This is a genomic window from Dictyoglomus sp. GBS (assembly GCF_055179815.1).
On sequence record NZ_CM143687.1, the window covers coordinates 162,317 to 180,710 of the forward strand.

The window sequence follows — 18,394 nt, forward strand, 5'->3', positions numbered from 1 at the left end:
AAGTTTTAGGGGGTGTAATAAAAAATGGGAAATGAATGGAAAGGAAAACTTATTAAGATAGATGATTATAGATATATGATACCTGAGGATCATAAGCCTTTTATGAAGGTACCGGGGATTATATTTGCTGATGAAAAATTAATGGAAGATATCGTTAAAGACCAATCTCCAGAACAAGTAGCCAACGTTGCATCTCTACCTGGCATACTAAAATACTCTTTAGCTATGCCAGATATCCATTGGGGATATGGATTTCCTATAGGTGGAGTAGCAGCTATGAAGAAAAAGGGAGGGGTTATTTCTCCAGGAGGTGTAGGATACGATATAAATTGCGGTGTAAGATTGATAAGAACTAATTTATCAAAAGAAGATGTTTTACCAAAGATAAGAGAGTTGGTAGATGAGCTTTTTGATAAGATACCAGCTGGTGTAGGCTCAGAAGGAGATCTGAGGGTAAAAGGTAAAGAACTTGATGAGGTACTTGAAAAAGGTGCTCAATGGGCTGTAAAACAGGGTTATGGATGGAAAGAAGATTTAGAACATATAGAAGAAAGAGGAAGACTAACATATGCAGATCCAGATAAGGTATCCAAAAAAGCAAAGGAAAGAGGAGAGTATCAATTAGGTACTTTGGGCTCAGGAAACCACTTCTTGGAAATTCAGGTAGTTAGCAGAGTTTTCGAGCCAGAAATAGCTGACAAGTTAGGAATCTTTCCAGATCAGATAGTAATTATGGTACATACAGGATCTCGTGGTCTTGGACACCAGGTAGCAGAAGATTATATCAGAGTAATGTCTAATGCCATGAGAAAATATGGCATTGAAGTACCTGATAAACAACTTGCTTGTGCTCCCTTTGATTCTCCTGAGGGTCAAGATTATTTCTCAGCCATGTCTTGTGCAGCCAACTTTGCTTGGGCAAATAGACAAATGATAACCCACTGGGTGAGAGAGGTATTTGAAAAAGTATTTAGGGAGGGGGCTGAATCCTTAGGAATGAGGCTTATTTATGATGTGGCCCACAATATTGCCAAATTAGAGGAACACGATATTGATGGAAAAATAGAAGAGGTAATAGTACATAGAAAAGGAGCTACAAGAGCCTTTCCAGCAGGACATCCAGACCTTCCAGAAGATTACAAGGATATAGGTCAGCCAGTGATAATACCCGGAGATATGGGAAGATCTTCTTTTCTTCTTATAGGTCTTCCTAAGGCAATGGAACTCTCCTTTGGATCTACTTGCCACGGAGCAGGAAGAACCCAAAGCAGAAGTAAGCTTTTAAAAAGTGGCTTAAGAGCTTCGGATATTGAAAGGGAGCTACTTGAAAGAGGGATTATAGTAAAAGCAGCATCTAAGGCTTCTATAGTAGAAGAGGCTTCAGAAGCTTACAAAAATGTAGTAGATGTGGTAAATGTAGTACATAACGCAGAAATTTCAAAAAGAGTTGCTCAGATGAAACCATTAGCTGTAATTAAAGGATAGAAAAAAGGGGAAGGACGTAAGCGCCCTTCCCCTTTAAAATAGTTCCCTCAAAAACTCATAGAAAGCCCTACTCTATGGTAAAATCCACCCAAGTTTAAAGAGTATAAAAGAGCATAATCAATTACTATATTATCCTTTTTAAAACCAAGACCAAAAGTAGGAGAATCCACATTCCATCCTAATCTCACATATACGACTTTCCTAAACAAATATTCCCCACCAATCTGGAAACTTAAAGATGGAATACTAACATTTCCAGATACTGCTAAGTTTTCTGATTGATATGAAAGTCCAACCTTGATGTTTGGTGTTATTGGTTCATCATAAGATTCTGTTCCATCAGACCATGACACATTATTATAAAGATTATAAACTACAGCTCCAATTTTAACTTGAGGAGTAAGTTTAAATATTACTCCTAAATCTATACCAAAGCCTTCTGAATTATAAGGAGATGGTAAAACTGCCCACATTCTTTTTATATTCATTCCTACAGAAAGATTAGAAAACAAAACTTTACCTATAGAATAGGCTAACACATTCTCAGAATAGGGTACTCCTAATTCTTCATCAGGAGAAATTCTACTATAATATAATGCACTTGCCCACATTCCCTTATCAGGTACAGCAAAGGATATAATAGTACCTGTTATGTTAGGTCCGCTAAAACCAAGACTTTCCGGAGTTAAACCTAAATAATTATAGGAGATAAAAAATTGAGAATTATAAAGTCTTGCTATTGATGCTGGATTATATGTAATCCCATTAATATCTCCTTCTATTGCTATAAAAGCACCTCCCATACCCATAGCCCTTGGACTCCATGAAAGATAAGGTCCTTCAGAAAAACCCCCATAGGTTTGAGCATAAGATCCAGAGGATAAAATTGTTATAGCTAAAATAAGAAACACTATTTTTCGCATTTTAACTCTCCTCCTAAAAATTATCACTTAACTACAACAAATCCCTTAAATTTATATTTAATCGCCCCATTTGACTCTTTAATTGTAATCTTTACGAGATAATAACCATTAGGCACTAATCTACCTAAATTGTCCTTACCATCCCATGTTACAGTATCTTGAGCTTGCACACTAGTAAAAGTTCTACTATATATGGTCTTTACCAATGTACCGTTCATACTGTATATATCTATTTTAACCTCTGATATATTTCCAAAAGAAGCCTGTACTTGGAAATCTATTCTAAGTAACCCTTTCTTAGGAGAAAAGATAGATGGCGTTACAATAACATCTCCAGAAGCAGTTGAAGAAGCTTCTAAATTTAAGGTAAAAGTATAGGTATCATCTACAGAGTTACCAGTATTATCTGTAGCCCTTAAGATTACAGTATAAATGCCTTTAGTCCATGTATAAGAAGTAGTATTTACAGTAAGAGTAGCTGTACGAGAATCTGAGGAAATCTGATATGTATATGTCCCAACTTCCATTCCATTAGGATCTCTAAGCTTTATGTATGTCTTATAAATGTTAGTATCAATTCCAGTAGTATTATCTTTTACTACCACTGATACTTGAGAGGGCGGTAATACGAGTATAGCATTCTTTGTAGGATAGGTACTTTCTATATAAGGTTTACTCATGTCTAATGTAAAGGAAGTATAGGTGATAGTATAATTTCCTGCCATATCATATAGAGTTATAGCCATATTATAAACTCCGTCTTGAGCCAAAATATCAGATGATATAGGTACTACAAGTAGGTTCTTATCAGATAAAGTAGGATCAAAAGCTAAAGGAAAATTACCTATGGGTGTAACTAAGTTTATTCCAGACTTTGTAATATCAATTCCTGTACCTGTATCTATATATTTTACTTCTATTTTTTCAACTTTTGATACATTGCCAGTTGGCAAGACTGAAATTATAACGGGACGGCTCAAATCTATTGTAATTTTTGAGGTATTAAAGAAAGTATTCCCAAGAAGATCGGTAAGTCTTATAGTTAGATAATAATCTCCTTCTGTAAGATTATAGCCTGAAGGGATATTTAATATTAGAGTTGCATTATTAGGAGTAATAGAGGTATAGGTATAAGTTCCAGCTATTTCAGGCCCTGCTATGATAGTACCAGATGCTGAGGAAATTTTTACAAAGGTTTTTACAGGAGATAAATCTATTCCGACACCAGCATCCCCAACTGATACTTGAATTTGAGTAAATGTATAGTTTAGGGTAGTAGAATTTAAAGAAGAATTTATAACATAAGGTGGGGTCGTATCTAATAAGAAGGTGGATGTGGTAAATGTAGAATTTCCAGCTTTATCTATTAAATAGATGCCCATATTATATATTCCATCAATCATATTTATAGATGAAGGTATATCAGCTACAGCTAATATAGATGTGGTTTTATCTTTATTAAATAATATTTTTTGAGAATTTCCATTTGGAGTAAAGAGTTCAATATAAGAGCCTACAGGAGAATAAGGATAATTATCCCAAAGATTTAAACCAGATCCTTCATCCTTATAATTAACTCTTATCTCCGATGTCCCAATTATAGCCCCTTTAGGCTCTACATCTATAAATTGGGGGGAAGAATTATCTATAATAAAACTTGAAGTTACCAAGCTTCCTTTATTTCCCTTTTTATCTATTGGTTCTACTTCTATAGTATAATATCCAGTTGTAAGAGCACTAGTAAATGTCCAATAAATTGTATCATGACCATTATGAGATTGAATTCCCCCTACATATCTTCCAATATTATCTCTTACCCTTATAGCAGATTTTTCTAAATCTGGACCAATACCTCCTCCATCATCTAAAATAGCAAAAACACTGGATATATTACTCACTAAAGACCCCGAAGATGGATATATTGAGAGGACTTTAGGAGGAGTTATATCTTCTGGTACAACTATAACTTCTCCTAAAGTGATATTTGTTATTAAAGGTTTTAGGGGAACATTAATAACAGTATTACTGGTAGAATCTATGATAGTATATATTGGCTCTAAAATAACTTTATAATTTCCTGGAGGATTTCCCACAATCTTATAATACCAAGTAGTTAGATCTTCCGGTTTCTCTTTAACAAGCTCTAAATCCTTTTCACCATACCAATAAAATGTTGCAGGACTTGTTACATTCTCAAAAGCCATAGTTCTTACCACGTTGTTATTACCATCAACAACAGATATTTTCACATTTGTCAAAGATGCTGTATAAGGCTTTATGTCAAAGCTTAGAGCTATACTACCTATGGTTATACCTTCCTGATCAAGATAAAAAGATGGATCCCTGTTAAATTCATTCCCATAGGTGTCTGTAAAAGGTTTGGTATACGTAGCCTTATAAAATGGTTTATTCGGATCTAACATAGAACAAAAAGGATTAGGTGTTCCTATAAGATTAGAAACTTCCACATCAGGAATATCTAAGATCAATTTACTAGATGCTGTATTAACATTTCCTGCATAATCAGCAGCAGTTATTGTATAAATAATTATTCCTTCCTTAGCCAAGGAACCACCAAAATAGCCATCCCATTCCAAATTATATGTACCAGGGACCGGACAAATTCTTCCATTCCAATCAAGTAATGTATAAGTTGCATTATTACTATCCATGAGAGTAACTGTAACTGTAGCATATTCACTTATATAAAATGATATATTAACCATGTCTCTAAAACCATCCCCATCAGGAGAAAATGGATTAGGAGACGCAGAGAGATTCTCAATAGATGGTTTTGTCCTGTCAGCTTTAACAGAAACAATAGGAGAAGTATATGTTGTCCCTGATACTTTAGTTGCTACAACATAACTATATAAAACGCCATCTGTGGTATTTGTATCAGTGTATACATTAGAAGTTACAGTAAAGTATGTATAAGATGGATATGGATTTCCATCACCTTCAATTCTATAAATTGTATAACTTGTAGCTCCAGAAACAGCATTCCATCTTAATTCGATACTTCCCCCAGGTAGGGGTTTTGGATAACCGGATTGCCAAGTAATAGTTTGAGCTAAAGTATAATCAATAATTAAAAATAAAAAAATTGTTAAAAATAAAACTTTTCTATACATAAATCCCTCCCCTAATTATTCTCAATCTTAAGAATTTGTTGATATTATATCACAAAAATCCTTATTAACCCCATTAAACTTCTTTAATCCTTTACACTTCCTTGCTTTTTCTGATATAATAAAAACAAGAGATTATAAGTTTTTTAAAAAATCTTTGTAAGAGGGGAGAGAAATGGAAAATAAAAAAATCAGTGTGAAAGAATTCCTGGACGTTATTAAGGGAAGTCCTATTATTGCCGCTGTTAGAGAAGAGGAAAGACTTCCTCAAGCTCTTCAAAGTAAATCAAAGGTCTTATTTTTGTTAAAAACAAATGTCCTAACTTTACCCAATATTGTACAAGAGATAAAAGCTCATAATAAATTAGTATTTATCCATTTAGATTTATTAGAGGGTTTGGCACAAGACAAATATGCTTTAAGATATTTGGGAGATGTGGTAGGAATAGATGGGGTTATTACCACAAGATCCAATTTAATACAGCAAGCAAAAGCAGAAGATTTGATAGCCATACAAAGATTCTTTGTACTTGATTCTTCCGCCTTAGCCACCGGTGTAAAGATCATGCAAACAGCAGAACCTGATCTTGTAGAAATCCTTCCTGGAATCATCTTTATTCATTTAGGAGAAGAGCTAAAAAGTCAGATTCCATACCCATTAATTGCAGGAGGATTAATAAGAACTCCAGAAGAAGCAAAGGAAATTCTTGCAGCAGGAGCAACAGCTATATCTACAACTTCTTTCACTTTGTGGAATCTTTAGTCTCTAAGAATAATTGGAGAGCTCTTTTCTTATAAGAGTTTAAAAGAAGAGCATATTTAATCTCGTCGCGGGTTTCTTTATCTGGGGTTTCTTTTAGTTTCTCTCTTAGCTCTTTTTCTTCCTTTTCTAAAGTATGAAAATCAATTTTCTCTATCATCTCTGCGTTATCGGTAATAACATATGCCTTATCTCTAATAAACTCCATAAATCCTTTACCTACTACAAAATAAGAAGATCCTTTATCAGTTTTTGAAATAAGAATTCCAGGGATAATTCTTGCCAATGTATTTACATGTCTTGGTAAGATTCCAATCATGCCATCCTCTACCGGTACAATAATGGAATTTACATATCCCCTATATATTACTTTTACTGGTGTTACAATCTCTAAATATACTTCCTTCTTAACATCTTCTTTCATGGCTAATACATGAGAGCACCATGCTCTTCAGCTTTTTTCTTGGCATCTTCTAAAGTACCAACCATATAGAAAGCATCTTCAGGGAGATCATCCACTTCTCCCTCAACAATAGCCTTAAAACCTTCAATAGTCTTCACTCTTGGTACATAGACCCCCGGTATATTTGTATAATGGGCTGCAACAAAAAGAGGCTGAGATAAGAAAAGTTGTACTTTTCTTGCTCTATTTACTATAATTCTATCCTCTTCAGAAAGTTCTTCCACTCCCAATATGGAAATAATATCTTTAAGACTTTCATAATGTTGTAATATCTCTACTACTTTTTTTGCCACCTCTGCATGCTCATATCCTACAAACTTTGGCTCTAATATTTGAGAAGAAGAAGCAAGAGGATCCACCGCAGGATAAATACCCATTTCTGCAATACTTCTTGAAAGGACAAGGGTAGAATCAAGATGAGAAAAGATAGTAGCAGGAGCTGGATCACTTAAATCATCTGCAGGAACATAAACTGCTTGGACAGCTGTAATAGAACCAGTATCTGTAGATAAAATTCTTTCTTCCACTTCACCAAGCTCTGTAACAAGAGTAGGTTGATAACCTACAGCAGAAGGAATTCTCCCTAACATTGAAGAAACTTCAGACCCAGCTTGAACATAACGGAAAATATTGTCCATAAGAAGTAGCACATCTTTACCTAAATAATCCCTAAAATATTCAGCAATAGTTAGAGCAGTGAGAGGTACTCTCATTCTAACTCCAGGGGGTTCATTCATCTGCCCAAAAACAAGAGCTGCCTTAGACAAAACCCCTGATTCCTTCATCTCTAACCACAATTCATTCCCTTCACGAGATCTTTCTCCTATACCTGCAAAAACTGATATCCCACCATGAGCTACCGCTACGTTATGTATTAATTCCATAATTAAAACTGTCTTTCCAACCCCAGCACCCCCAAAAAGTCCTATTTTACCACCTTTGGGGAAGGGTGTAAGTAAATCTATCGCCTTTATCCCTGTTTCAAGGATAGCATAGGAGGGTTGTACTCTTCTAAACTCAGAGGCTGACTTTATTATAGAGGATAATTCTCCTTCAATCTTATCTCCCCCATCTATTGGCTCACCAAAAACATTAACTACTCTTCCTAAAACATCTTCTCCTACTGGTACTCTTATGGGATGAAAGGTCCTTTTCACCATAAGACCTCTACTTATACCTTCTGTAGAACCTAAAGCCACTGTTCTCACTTTTCCTTCCCCTAAAAGAATTCTTGTTTCAAGAATAAGCTTTTCCTTCTTGACTGGGTTCTCTACTTCTAGAGCTTCATATATGCTGGGTAGATCATATTGGAAATAAACATCAACAACAGGACCATTTACAGCCACAACTTTTCCTTCCAAATCATTTCACCTCTTTTTCTAAAGTTTCCATACTGGAAGTTATATCTAAAAGCTCTCTGGTAATTTGCGTTTGTCTGACTTGGTTTAGCTGAAATAACAATCTTGAGTATACCTTTTGTGCATTCTCATGTGCTCTTTTCATGGCAAATCTTCTAAAAGCTTGTTCACTGGCTGCTGAATCAAGAATTATCTGGTGAATTTGAGTCTCTATTATGTCATTAAGAAGAGGATCTAATATGGAAGATAAGGAAGGCAAAAATATAAAAAATTCTTCTTTTTTATTTTCCAAATTTATAGGAATCATAGGAAGAATTCTATGTACTTTAACCTCTTGTCTCACAATATTTATAAAATCAAAATGAATAACATAAAGCTCATCTATCTCTTTTTCAAGAAAATCATTAATAAGTTCTCTTGCAAGAACCCGAGCATGGGAGAAGGATGTATCCTCTAAAAATTTTAAGTAGGTTTTCTTAATATTTAGCTTTTTCTGAGAAAGATACCTTTTAGCATGAGACCCAATTACATAAAAGTTTAAGTTTTGAAGCTTTCTATTATTTAAAAATTTTTCCAATGCATCTATAATTTGTAAATTATAACTTCCACAAAATCCAAGATCAGATGTAACAACTAAGATTCCTGTTTTGAATATAGGTCTTTCTTTTATAAAAGGATGATTCAAATACTCATCAGGAATTCTAACAACCATCTCTTCTAATATCCTATAAAGCTCTTCTGTGTAAGGCTTCAATCTTAAAGCTTTATCCTGTAGAGCCCTAATCTTTACCATACTTAGGGTTTCCATAGAATGGATAATATGAGTTATATTTTGTATGGTCTTTACTTTACGCCTGAGTTGTTGTAAGGTTGGCATATTCTTTTTGAAATTCCTGAAATGTAGTATGAAGTTGATAAATTATTTGATCTGATAATTCTAATTGCTGTCTTAGTAAAACCAATAGAGACGAAGCCTTAAGTTTTAGATAAGCAATATATTTAACTACCACATCCTTAACTTTTTCTACAGGATAAGAGTCCAGAAATCCACCATTAGCAAGATAAAAGGTTATAATTTGTTCTTCTATTGGCTGTACCTCATGAGCACCTTGTTTAAGAATTTCCTCAATTCTTTTGCCTCTTTCTATCTTTTTCTGAGTAGCCATATCAAGTTCTGTACCAAATTCAAGGAACATTGCATATTCCCTATATTGAGCAAGATCAAGTCTTAATCTTCCAGCAACTTGTCTCATTCCTCTTGGTTGAGCAGAACCACCTACCCTTGATACCGAAAGTCCCACATTTATGGCAGGACGAATACCTGAATTAAATAAAGATGTATCAAGATAGATTTGTCCATCAGTTATAGATATGAGATTTGTAGGAATATAAGTTGCAATTTCTCCTGCTAAGGTTTCTGCAATTGGTAAAGCAGTAAGAGCTCCTCCACCTAATCTTTTATTTAATTTGGCAGCTCTCTCTAAAAGATGAGCATGAAGATAGAAAATATCCCCAGGATAAGCCTCTCTTCCAGGTGTTCTTCTCAATAGTAATGCTATTTCTCTGTAAGTATTAGCATGTTTTGTAAGATCATCATAAACTACAAGTACCTTTTCCCCTTGATGCATAAAATACTCACCCATAGCACATCCTGCCATAGGAGCAATATATCTTAATGCGGGTGCTTCATCAGGAAAGGTTGCTATTACTATAGTATGGGAAAGAGCATCATATTCTCTCAGAGTTTGCACAAGCCTTGCAATATTTGTCCTTTTTTGAGCAATAGCTACATAAATACAGATGGTGCCATAATTCTTTTGATTTATAATAGTATCAATAGCAATTGTAGTTTTTCCAGTCTGTCTATCCCCTAATATTAGCTCTCTTTGCCCATGTCCAATAGGAATTAAAGCATCTATCGTTCTTATACCTGTATACAAAGGCTCTTTTACAGGCTCTCTATCAAAAATACTTGGCGCTTCCCTATCCACAGGCATATATCTCTCAGGGAAAATAGGCCCACCATCATCTAATGGATCTCCAAGAGGATCTATTACTCTTCCCAAATATCCCCTACCAACTGGCACTTGTAATATTTTACCAGTGGAGTATACTATATCTCCTTCTTTTACATATTCGTCTTTTCCAAAAAGAACTATTCCAACTGTATCTTCTTTCAAACTAAGTACAAGACCCTCAACCCCAGATTCAAAGACTACCATCTCTCCTACAAAAGCTGAGTTCAAAAGCGTAGCCTGTACTACTCCGTCTCCCACACTTTTTACATAACCAATATTAGATATTCTTGGAGAAAAATCATATTCTTTTAATTTTTCTTCAATTCTTCCTATAGGAAAGCGTAATATTTCCTCCCTCATATATTCTCAACCTCTTTTAGGAGTTCATAAATTTGTGAAAGATGATACTCTAAGGAATTATCAATAAGAAATTCTCCTATCAATAATTTAAAACCAAGACCCATATTAGGATCTACCTCAAAAGAAAGTTTATAACCTCCTGGAAGAATTGACCTCAATTTTTCTTCAATCTGAGCTTTCAATGAGGGTTTGATATTATCCGAAGAAATAAATTTAACTTCCTCCAAATCATTTGGTTTTACCTGAGAAATTACTAAATTCATACCATTAACAAATTTAATAATAAGGAGCTCTTCCGTACCTTCGGGTAAGAACCTTCTGAAGAATTCCTTTATAATAATCTTGGATAGATCCAAAATCTCTTTTTTAGCTATCTCCAAGGCTCTTTTTCTTTCTGCCATCGATATTTCATGAGCTCTTATAATAATTCTCTCTGCTTCTTCTTCTGCCTTCTGGAGTATATCCCTCTTCATCTTCTCAGCAGTATCCACTGCTTCTTGGATAATTTTAGATGCCTCCTCTCTTGCACGAGAAAGCTGTTCTTCTCTTTGTTTTTTCAATTCTTCTGCCTCTTTTAATTTAGTCTCTGCCTCTAAAATTGCACTTTCTATCTTTTGTTTTCTTTCATCCATTATCCTAATGATAGAACCTAAAAGATATCTTTTAACTAACCAGGCAAGAGCAAGCAGGTTTACAATAGTAGATATTATAGTGAGAAGACTAAATGAAAACATATTTTTCCCTTCTTAATTTATGAGATTTTTCCCAAAAGAGGATTTGCAAAAAGAAGTATAAGAGCTACACTTAATGTAAATATCATAATAGTCTCAATAAAGGCAAGGGCAAAAAGAAGCATACGGTTAATTTGATCAGCAGCCTCTGGTTGTCGAGCCACACTTTCAAAAGCACTTGCAGCTGCATTTCCCTGAGCCTTTGTAGCATTCATACCTACTAATGCAACAGAAAAACCTGCTGTAACAATAGAAACAATAATTACCCATACGATCATATTCTTTACCTCCTTTACTCTTCTAAAGCTGCTGCAAGATATGCAGCGCTAAGGCTTGTAAATATAAAAGCTTGAATAAATCCCATAAACATATTCAAGGCCATAATAGGTACAGGAACAATCAAAGGTGCAAGAATAGTAATTATTCCAAGAACAATATGTTCACCAGAGATATTTCCAAAAAGTCGCAGTGCAAGAGATACAGGACGGGTTATCTGCTCAAGGATATTTATAGGAAGAAATAGGATAGAAGGTGAGATAAAACTCTTAAAATATTCTATTCCCTTCTCTTTAAAGGCTACATATTGAATATACAAAATAGTACCTATAGCAAGACCTGCTGTTACATTAATGTCGGATGTAGGAGAAGTAAAACCCGGTATAAAGCCAGACCAATTTGATATAAGGATGAATAAAAAAAGAGTCCCAAAAAAAGCAAGGTGTCTATCTGCTACATCCTCAGGTAAAAAACCAGTAATGTATCTTTTGAACATTTCAACAAGAGTTTCAACAATATTTTCCTTAGTGGTAAGCTCTTCTCTGGGTTTATAACTAAACCAAAATAAAAGAACAAGAACTATTAGAGATATAATCTGTAGAGATATGAAAGTGTCAGTAATAGGTATACCAAAGATTTCTCCTATAATTCGAGGTCCTATTTCAGGCCCTTTTTCCATCCTTATTCCTCCATGTTATTATTATCATATATCCTTGCCCTATTAAATAGCCAATTAAAAATAATATAATTCCTACAAAGCCAGCTCTCAAACTTAATAAAAAAGCTAAAATCAAAACTCCATATCTTTTTATTATACTTCTATTATATCCTCCTATTCCATACCTTTTTAAATCATAAGCTAACCAACAAAAAGTTATTATACTACCACATAATCCAAAAATCAAAGATGATATGGGAGGATATAAAAAGAAGAAAACAAGTCCTATCAGTACTCCTATAAAGGCAATCTTCAAATATTTACCGTAGAAATCTAAAGATATCACGGAAACCTACCCATATTCCAAGAACTGTAAATCCTAAAAGAAAAACAGGTGATGTACCAAAAACTTTATCTAAATAATATCCTATAAAGATACTAACCAACAAAGAACCAAGAAGCCCTGTTCCAAGGGCAAAAGTAAAATTAAATATCTCCCAAATGTTCTTAGGTTTCTTTTTATTCATTTTTTTAAAATCAAAATTTTTTTATCTGTCTCAACGCCTCATAAACCACTATAGCTACTGAATTTGATAAATTTAAAGATCTAACTGGACCAAACATGGGTATAGTTATTGAATTCTCCCAATACTTATTGACAATATCCTCTGGTATTCCTTCATCTTCAGATCCAAATATCAGATAATCTCCTTCTCTATACTCTACCTCAGTATAAAATTTATAGGCAGGAAATTCAACTAAGAAAAACCTTCCCCTTTTATTCTTCTCATAAAAATCTTCCCAACTCTTGTAAGTTTCGTAATCAAGATAACTCCAGTAATCAAGACCTGCTCTTTTTAAATATTTATCTGTCAAGGAAAAACCAAGCTTACCAACTAAATGAAGCTTGGAATTAGTTGCCACACATAACCTGCCAATATTACCAGTATTATAAGGAATCTGTGGTTCTATAAGTACTACATGGAGATTATGCTTCATTAACCTTTGAGAAGCTCCTCTACTATCTTTCTTATCCTTTCTCCTTCAGCCAATCCTTTTAATCCAGAAATTGCTTCTTTCATAACCTTTCCCATATCTTTGATATTAGTAGCTCCAACTTTCTCTATTATTTCCTTAATCTTTATCCTTAATTCCTCATCTGATAGCTCTGCTGGTACATATTCCTCTAAAATCTTTAATTCCCTCTCTTCTTTTTCAGCAAGGTCAAGCCTCCCACCTTGATTATACATTTCAATAGCTTCTCTTCTTTTTTTAAGCTCCTTCTTAATTACCTCTAACACTTCTCCATCATCTAATTCTTTACCCTTTTCTCTTAACTCAATTTCTCTATACTTGATTGCAGATCTTAAAGTGCTTAAAACTTCTGCCCTAAAATTATCTTTGTTTTTTAGAGCAGTCATATAATCTTTTGTGATCTTTTCATAGAGCATTGTTTTAATCCTCCTTCTCCAGTATTTCTATAATTTTAATCCAACCTCTTTTTGTATTTTCAGGATTGTAACCCCCACCGCCAAGTATCAATAGTTTTCCATTACACACCATATTTGAAAGATCTATTATTTCTTTTACAAATTTCCCATAACCTTCCACACTGTAATTTAAATGGGTAATTGGATCACCTGAAAGTCCATCTACTCCAGCTTGTAGAATTATAAAATCAACCTTAATTTCCCAAGCAAAATTTTTAATCTCTTCTAAAGCAAGTAAAAGCTCATCATCAGAAGCTCCAGGAAGCAAAGGAATATTCAACTTAGTACCAAAAGCATTTCCTTTTCCTCTCTCATCCCTTTTCCCTGTACCTGGATAGAGAAATCTACCATCCTCATGAACATCTGCAATGTATAGATGAGGATCATCCACGTATTCGTAAAAAACCCCATCCCCATGATGGGCATCAACATCTATATAGAGAATATCTTGAATGTTATACTTTTTTCTCAAATACTCAATACCCACTCCAATATCATTGAATATACAAAAACCCGCAGCAGTATTCCTTCTTGCATGATGCAAACCTGCCATAGGTACAAAAACTCTTTTATATTTTCCCTCCATTATGAGATCTATCCCTTTTAAGGAAGAACCTACTACATAAGAGGCCGCCTCATAACAATCTAAAAAGGCAGGTGTATCTCCATAATCCAAATAACCCTCTCCTGTCTTTGATTTTTCAATCACAAAATCTACATATTCTTTTGTTTGAAAAAGCAGTAAATCATCATAGGAACTTATTTGAGGAGTTTCTCTTTTTATCAAAGTATCTCTTCTTTCTAATTCTTCCTTAAAAGATTCCAATCTTCTTCTATTCATAGGATGAGGTTCTGGAAAGGAATAGAGTAAAGATTCTTCTCCCCAGATAAAACTACTCTCCGTATTCTTCAATTTCTACCCCCCTTTTAGAAATATATTCTCTAAATTCCTCCTTTAAAGATATAGGTACCTTTACTTCCAAAACCACATCTTCACCAAAATTCTCATCTATCTCGCAGGAAAAATTTTTAATAAGTTCCCTCTTTATATTAGGGAAATCTTTATATGTAACCTTAATTCTATAGTTGACAGTAACTATCTTTTTTACAATTTTAGCCTTTTCTATGGTTTTCTCCATTGTAAAATGGTAAGCATCAATAAGTCCTCTAACACCTAATTTAATCCCACCAAAATATCTCACCACAATACCTATTATATTATATAAATCTTTCTCTCTTAAAGCATTCAATATAGGAATTCCTGCTGTTCCAGTAGGTTCTCCACCATCAGAAAAGTACTCTTCCCCAGTTACCTTTCTATAAGCATAACAATAATGGGTAGCATTTTTGTAGTTTTCTTTCACACCTTTTAATATATCAGAGGGATTTGTTTCCAATGGTTTTATTATGCCTATGAAAAGAGATCTTTGAATTTTCACTTCAAAGGTTTCTTCATTTTCAACTGTTAGATATTTTTCTACAGGACTCATTCGCTTCCAAGTATTATCTCTAACTCCCTTATCTTTTCATTTCTTATAACCTTGAATATAACCTTACTGTTTGGTGGTGTATGACTCAAAAATCTATGTAAATCATCAATATTATTTATTAATTCATTATCAGCCATAATTATTATATCACCACTTAGTAAGTTTCCCTTTTGAGCAGGGCTTGATGGAGCTACTCTTATAATATATACTCCACCTTCTTGCTTCAAATTTAACATATCCCTCAATTTTCTTGGGATTACTACACTTTGACCTATAATACCAAGATAACTTCTTCTTACCCTACCCTCCTTTATAAGAAGACCAGCTACCCATTTTGCTGTATTGATAGGAATAGCAAAACATATTCCTTGAGCACCCTGTATTATCGCTGTATTCACTCCTATAACTTTTCCATATATATCCACTAATGGTCCTCCAGAACTTCCAGGATTAAGGGCTGCATCTGTTTGGATAATATTTTCCATAAGATGCCCACTATAACTTCTTAATGATCTCCCTAAAGCACTTATTACCCCACTGGTAACACTATGCCCAAATCCTAAGGGATTTCCTATGGCAAGAACAATCTGTCCTACCTTTAAAGCATCAGAATCTCCCAATTCCAAATAAGGAAGATCCTTTTCGGGGATCTTAAGCACTGAAAGATCTGTTTGAGGATCTTCTCCCACAAGCTCTGCATTATATGATCTTCTATCTGAAAGAGTTATCTGAATTTTTGTAGCTTGGCGAGTAACATGACTATTAGTAAGGATATATCCATCAGAAGTAAAGATAAAACCAGAGGCAAAGCCTTTAATCTCTTGAGGACCAAAAAAGAATGGAATAAAAGTACTTTGACTTAGATCAATATTAACAACAGCAGGACTAACCTTTTCCACTACCCTTACCAAAGCATTAGAGTATGCTTCTAAAAATTTTTCATAGTCTTCCATCTTTTGAACCCCCTAAAATCCAATGATAAATCTTCCCTATACTTTTCTCTAAAACATCAAAATGATCTGTCTCTTGAAGTATTACAAAGGTAATGTTATTCCTTTTATATTTTTCTGCTATTTTAAATAATTCATCCCTATTATAAAATTTATCTCTATCTCCCACCACTACAAGAGTAGGAACATACAGACTATCCCATATCTTCTTAACAGAATCTGGAAAGGCAGATTTAAAAAAGGCTAAAGAGTAATTATTAACTAAAAGTTTATCCTCCACTCCCTCAGGAAGATCCCATGAAATAATCCTAAAATGAGGGAATAAAAAAGATAAGAATTGAAATATTTTGGTAGTATTCTTTATTTTCAAAATATTATTACTATTAGTAGAGATCTTTTCTACTGGTAATCCACCAGATATTAGAATCAAACCTGCAGGATTTAAATTATACTCCATAAAGTATTTTAGGGTCAAAGCTGCTCCCATACTATGGCCACCTAGGTAAACTGGTAAACCAGGATTTTCCATCCTTACAATCTCGTAAAATCTATACATATCTTCCGAAAGAGACTTAAAATCAGGGGAATCTCCTCTTCTTCCTTCTGACCTTCCATGTCCTCTTATATCAGGAAGATAAACCTTTATCCCTAAATCAGCCAAGGCTTTTGCAAAAGGGAGGTAATACTTACCATAAACAGAAATACCATGAATAAATATCAAAGTTGCCTTTGAATTATCCGTTTTTACTATTCTATATGCAATAGAAGTGCCATCATAGGATTTAAAATATAATACATCATTATCCATATTTTTTATTCTTTTAGCAAATTCTTGAAAATCTAAAGACAAACCACAACAAAGGAAAACTAATAAAAGGAATAATAAAATACAAAGTAATTTATTCCTCATACAGTAACTTTTCCTTATCCTCAACGATCTCTTGATTCTTTATTAGAGTCACAACTTTGTTAACATATTTCCTTTTATCACCAAGAAGAATAGCTCCAACAAGCTTATCATCCTTAAATATTAGCTTTCTATAAAAACCTTCTTTATTCTTATTAACCTTTATTTCATAAACTTCTCCTTCTGGATTAATCTCTCCAATAGAAGTAAGATCTATTCCTGTAACTTTCAAGGAATTAAGAGGAATAGTACCTTTATATTCTACTTTTCTTCCCATCATATTTTCTACAGCTACCCTGGCTTGCTCCAAACATGCTGGAATAATGCCATAAATTCTTCCTTGATGCTCTATACAGTCACCCACAGCAAAAATTCCTTCCGCACTTGTTTCCATATAGTCATTTACAACTATTCCTTTATTTACTCCTATTCCCGAATTTTTTGCAAATTCCACATTGGGTATAATACCAGCAGAAATTATAAGTAGATCGCCGTTTATTATTTTGCCATCTTCTAATTCAATCCCTACAAATTTTCCATTATTTTCTAATACTTTCTTGGCCTTTACTCCAAGATAAAAGCTAAAACCAAATTTAGATTGAATAATACTTTGAAGTACTTTACTACCCTCATCATCAAGCTGTCTGGGTAAAAGTCTTGGGAAAAATTCTAATCCAATAATTTTTAGACCTCTTTGATATAAAGCCCTTCCTGTCTCTAGCCCTAAAAGGCCACAACCTAAAAGTATTGCTGTTTCTTTTCCCTTTATATAGGAAAGAATATTTAAGGCATCATCTAATGTTCTAAGGGTAAAAACACCTTCTACATTTATGTTTTCAAGAGGAGGTATTTGAGGTCTTGCTCCAGAAGCAATAAGCAGTTTATCATAATTGTATTTTCCCTTATTCGTTTCAACTTCTTTTTTAGAAATATCTATCCTTAATACTCTTTCTCCCAATATTACATTAATCTTTTTACTTTTGTACCAGTCGTCAGTATAAAAGAAAATTTCCTCTTTTTTAATATTTCCTGCTAAAAATTCTATAAGTTGTGGCCTTGCATAATAGGGATATTTTTCTTCAGAAATAATAATTACTTCGGATTCTTTATCCTTTTCTCTTATTAATTCTGCTGAAGTTATTCCTGAAACCCCGTTACCAATAATAAAATATTTCATATACTATAACCTATACTGGTTTGAACATACTTTTATCCGCACCACACACAGGACATACCCAATCATCTGGAATCTCTTCAAAAGGTGTTCCTGGTGGAATATTCCCATGAGGGTCTCCTTCCTCTGGATCATAAATGTACCCACATACTATACATCTATATTTTGTCATAAACTTAACCCCCTTATTAAAATTTATTTTCAGTTTTAAATTATATCA

Annotated in this window: 21 protein-coding genes; 2 read left to right on the plus strand and 19 right to left on the minus strand. The window is 33.8% G+C overall.

Annotated features, from left to right (window positions below; genetic code table 11):
• The first annotated feature begins 24 nt into the window (after positions 1–24).
• Positions 25–1,485, plus strand: coding sequence for an RtcB family protein (locus ACY3IT_RS00765; RefSeq protein ID WP_463082888.1), 1,461 nt, complete (start codon positions 25–27; stop codon positions 1,483–1,485).
• A gap of 47 nt (positions 1,486–1,532) precedes the next feature.
• Here the strand turns inward: ACY3IT_RS00765 and ACY3IT_RS00770 are convergent, their stop codons facing one another.
• Together ACY3IT_RS00770 and ACY3IT_RS00775 are read right to left on the minus strand one after the other, a co-directional pair.
• Positions 1,533–2,408 carry a PorV/PorQ family protein gene (locus ACY3IT_RS00770; RefSeq protein WP_463082889.1) on the minus strand — a complete coding sequence of 292 codons (876 nt, stop codon included), beginning with the start codon at positions 2,406–2,408 and terminating at the stop codon, positions 1,533–1,535.
• 23 nt (positions 2,409–2,431) lie between these two features.
• Positions 2,432–5,542: a FlgD immunoglobulin-like domain containing protein gene (locus ACY3IT_RS00775; RefSeq protein ID WP_463082890.1), complete on the minus strand. Its 3,111-nt coding sequence runs from the start codon at positions 5,540–5,542 to the stop codon at positions 2,432–2,434.
• A 172-nt stretch (positions 5,543–5,714) separates the two neighbouring features.
• Between ACY3IT_RS00775 and ACY3IT_RS00780 the strand changes: the two genes are divergently transcribed.
• The gene (locus ACY3IT_RS00780; protein ID WP_463082891.1) at positions 5,715–6,302 is read left to right on the plus strand and encodes a glycerol-3-phosphate responsive antiterminator; all 588 of its coding nucleotides are present in this window, start codon (positions 5,715–5,717) and stop codon (positions 6,300–6,302) included.
• Here ACY3IT_RS00780 and atpC read toward each other — a convergent pair.
• From atpC to rd, 17 genes are read right to left on the minus strand one after another with little or no spacing between them, the layout of a single operon-like run.
• On the minus strand, positions 6,283–6,723 hold the full coding sequence (gene atpC / locus ACY3IT_RS00785; RefSeq protein WP_463082892.1) for an ATP synthase F1 subunit epsilon: 441 nt from the start codon (positions 6,721–6,723) through the stop codon (positions 6,283–6,285). The two genes, ACY3IT_RS00780 and atpC, sit on opposite strands and share 20 nt — an antisense overlap.
• A gap of 2 nt (positions 6,724–6,725) precedes the next feature.
• Positions 6,726–8,123: a F0F1 ATP synthase subunit beta gene (atpD, locus tag ACY3IT_RS00790; RefSeq protein ID WP_463082893.1), complete on the minus strand. Its 1,398-nt coding sequence runs from the start codon at positions 8,121–8,123 to the stop codon at positions 6,726–6,728.
• A gap of 1 nt (position 8,124) precedes the next feature.
• Positions 8,125–8,997: an ATP synthase F1 subunit gamma gene (gene atpG / locus ACY3IT_RS00795; RefSeq protein ID WP_463082894.1), complete on the minus strand. Its 873-nt coding sequence runs from the start codon at positions 8,995–8,997 to the stop codon at positions 8,125–8,127.
• Entirely contained in the window at positions 8,969–10,498 is a 1,530-nt protein-coding gene (locus ACY3IT_RS00800) for a F0F1 ATP synthase subunit alpha (protein WP_463082895.1), read from the minus strand. Before ACY3IT_RS00800 ends, atpG begins: the two co-directional genes overlap by 29 nt.
• Complete coding sequence (atpF, locus tag ACY3IT_RS00805) at positions 10,495–11,232, minus strand: F0F1 ATP synthase subunit B (protein ID WP_463082896.1); 738 nt, start codon at positions 11,230–11,232, stop codon at positions 10,495–10,497. The genes ACY3IT_RS00800 and atpF overlap by 4 nt, the downstream gene beginning before the upstream one ends.
• Before the next feature lie 17 nt (positions 11,233–11,249).
• Positions 11,250–11,507 carry an ATP synthase subunit c family protein gene (locus ACY3IT_RS00810; protein WP_463082897.1) on the minus strand — a complete coding sequence of 86 codons (258 nt, stop codon included), beginning with the start codon at positions 11,505–11,507 and terminating at the stop codon, positions 11,250–11,252.
• A 14-nt stretch (positions 11,508–11,521) separates the two neighbouring features.
• Complete coding sequence (gene atpB / locus ACY3IT_RS00815; protein WP_463082898.1) at positions 11,522–12,184, minus strand: F0F1 ATP synthase subunit A; 663 nt, start codon at positions 12,182–12,184, stop codon at positions 11,522–11,524.
• Positions 12,168–12,509, minus strand: a complete 342-nt coding sequence (locus ACY3IT_RS00820) for a hypothetical protein (protein WP_463082899.1) — start codon at positions 12,507–12,509, stop codon at positions 12,168–12,170. The genes atpB and ACY3IT_RS00820 overlap by 17 nt, the downstream gene beginning before the upstream one ends.
• Complete coding sequence (locus tag ACY3IT_RS00825) at positions 12,484–12,690, minus strand: AtpZ/AtpI family protein (RefSeq protein ID WP_463082900.1); 207 nt, start codon at positions 12,688–12,690, stop codon at positions 12,484–12,486. The genes ACY3IT_RS00820 and ACY3IT_RS00825 overlap by 26 nt, the downstream gene beginning before the upstream one ends.
• A 10-nt stretch (positions 12,691–12,700) precedes the next feature.
• Complete coding sequence (locus ACY3IT_RS00830; protein ID WP_463082901.1) at positions 12,701–13,162, minus strand: tRNA (cytidine(34)-2'-O)-methyltransferase; 462 nt, start codon at positions 13,160–13,162, stop codon at positions 12,701–12,703.
• Positions 13,162–13,614: a GatB/YqeY domain-containing protein gene (locus tag ACY3IT_RS00835; protein WP_463082902.1), complete on the minus strand. Its 453-nt coding sequence runs from the start codon at positions 13,612–13,614 to the stop codon at positions 13,162–13,164. Before ACY3IT_RS00835 ends, ACY3IT_RS00830 begins: the two co-directional genes overlap by 1 nt.
• Positions 13,615–13,618: 4 nt before the next feature.
• Positions 13,619–14,566: an acetoin utilization protein AcuC gene (locus ACY3IT_RS00840; protein WP_463082903.1), complete on the minus strand. Its 948-nt coding sequence runs from the start codon at positions 14,564–14,566 to the stop codon at positions 13,619–13,621.
• Positions 14,547–15,143: an IMPACT family protein gene (locus ACY3IT_RS00845; RefSeq protein ID WP_463082904.1), complete on the minus strand. Its 597-nt coding sequence runs from the start codon at positions 15,141–15,143 to the stop codon at positions 14,547–14,549. Before ACY3IT_RS00845 ends, ACY3IT_RS00840 begins: the two co-directional genes overlap by 20 nt.
• Entirely contained in the window at positions 15,140–16,096 is a 957-nt protein-coding gene (locus ACY3IT_RS00850) for a S1C family serine protease (RefSeq protein ID WP_463082905.1), read from the minus strand. The genes ACY3IT_RS00845 and ACY3IT_RS00850 overlap by 4 nt, the downstream gene beginning before the upstream one ends.
• Complete coding sequence (locus ACY3IT_RS00855; protein ID WP_463082906.1) at positions 16,083–17,003, minus strand: alpha/beta hydrolase; 921 nt, start codon at positions 17,001–17,003, stop codon at positions 16,083–16,085. The genes ACY3IT_RS00850 and ACY3IT_RS00855 overlap by 14 nt, the downstream gene beginning before the upstream one ends.
• Positions 16,993–18,177 carry an NAD(P)/FAD-dependent oxidoreductase gene (locus ACY3IT_RS00860; RefSeq protein ID WP_463082907.1) on the minus strand — a complete coding sequence of 395 codons (1,185 nt, stop codon included), beginning with the start codon at positions 18,175–18,177 and terminating at the stop codon, positions 16,993–16,995. Before ACY3IT_RS00860 ends, ACY3IT_RS00855 begins: the two co-directional genes overlap by 11 nt.
• 10 nt (positions 18,178–18,187) lie before the next feature.
• Positions 18,188–18,346, minus strand: coding sequence for a rubredoxin (gene rd, locus ACY3IT_RS00865; RefSeq protein ID WP_463082908.1), 159 nt, complete (start codon positions 18,344–18,346; stop codon positions 18,188–18,190).
• Positions 18,347–18,394 lie beyond the last annotated feature (48 nt).

Bases quoted from the DNA above. Each gene is read 5' to 3' on its own strand.
- ACY3IT_RS00825 (WP_463082900.1), bottom strand. From the start codon at position 12,690: ATGAATAAAAAGAAACCTAAGAACATTTGGGAGATATTTAATTTTACT.
- atpC (WP_463082892.1), bottom strand. From the start codon at position 6,723: ATGAAAGAAGATGTTAAGAAGGAAGTATATTTAGAGATTGTAACACCA.
- ACY3IT_RS00765 (WP_463082888.1), top strand. From the start codon at position 25: ATGGGAAATGAATGGAAAGGAAAACTTATTAAGATAGATGATTATAGA.
- ACY3IT_RS00860 (WP_463082907.1), bottom strand. From the start codon at position 18,177: ATGAAATATTTTATTATTGGTAACGGGGTTTCAGGAATAACTTCAGCA.
- ACY3IT_RS00810 (WP_463082897.1), bottom strand. From the start codon at position 11,507: ATGATCGTATGGGTAATTATTGTTTCTATTGTTACAGCAGGTTTTTCT.
- atpF (WP_463082896.1), bottom strand. From the start codon at position 11,232: ATGTTTTCATTTAGTCTTCTCACTATAATATCTACTATTGTAAACCTG.
- ACY3IT_RS00835 (WP_463082902.1), bottom strand. From the start codon at position 13,614: ATGCTCTATGAAAAGATCACAAAAGATTATATGACTGCTCTAAAAAAC.
- ACY3IT_RS00775 (WP_463082890.1), bottom strand. From the start codon at position 5,542: ATGTATAGAAAAGTTTTATTTTTAACAATTTTTTTATTTTTAATTATT.
- ACY3IT_RS00770 (WP_463082889.1), bottom strand. From the start codon at position 2,408: ATGCGAAAAATAGTGTTTCTTATTTTAGCTATAACAATTTTATCCTCT.
- ACY3IT_RS00780 (WP_463082891.1), top strand. From the start codon at position 5,715: ATGGAAAATAAAAAAATCAGTGTGAAAGAATTCCTGGACGTTATTAAG.
- rd (WP_463082908.1), bottom strand. From the start codon at position 18,346: ATGACAAAATATAGATGTATAGTATGTGGGTACATTTATGATCCAGAG.
- ACY3IT_RS00800 (WP_463082895.1), bottom strand. From the start codon at position 10,498: ATGAGGGAGGAAATATTACGCTTTCCTATAGGAAGAATTGAAGAAAAA.
- atpB (WP_463082898.1), bottom strand. From the start codon at position 12,184: ATGGAAAAAGGGCCTGAAATAGGACCTCGAATTATAGGAGAAATCTTT.
- ACY3IT_RS00845 (WP_463082904.1), bottom strand. From the start codon at position 15,143: ATGAGTCCTGTAGAAAAATATCTAACAGTTGAAAATGAAGAAACCTTT.
- ACY3IT_RS00850 (WP_463082905.1), bottom strand. From the start codon at position 16,096: ATGGAAGACTATGAAAAATTTTTAGAAGCATACTCTAATGCTTTGGTA.
- ACY3IT_RS00830 (WP_463082901.1), bottom strand. From the start codon at position 13,162: ATGAAGCATAATCTCCATGTAGTACTTATAGAACCACAGATTCCTTAT.
- atpG (WP_463082894.1), bottom strand. From the start codon at position 8,997: ATGCCAACCTTACAACAACTCAGGCGTAAAGTAAAGACCATACAAAAT.
- ACY3IT_RS00855 (WP_463082906.1), bottom strand. From the start codon at position 17,003: ATGAGGAATAAATTACTTTGTATTTTATTATTCCTTTTATTAGTTTTC.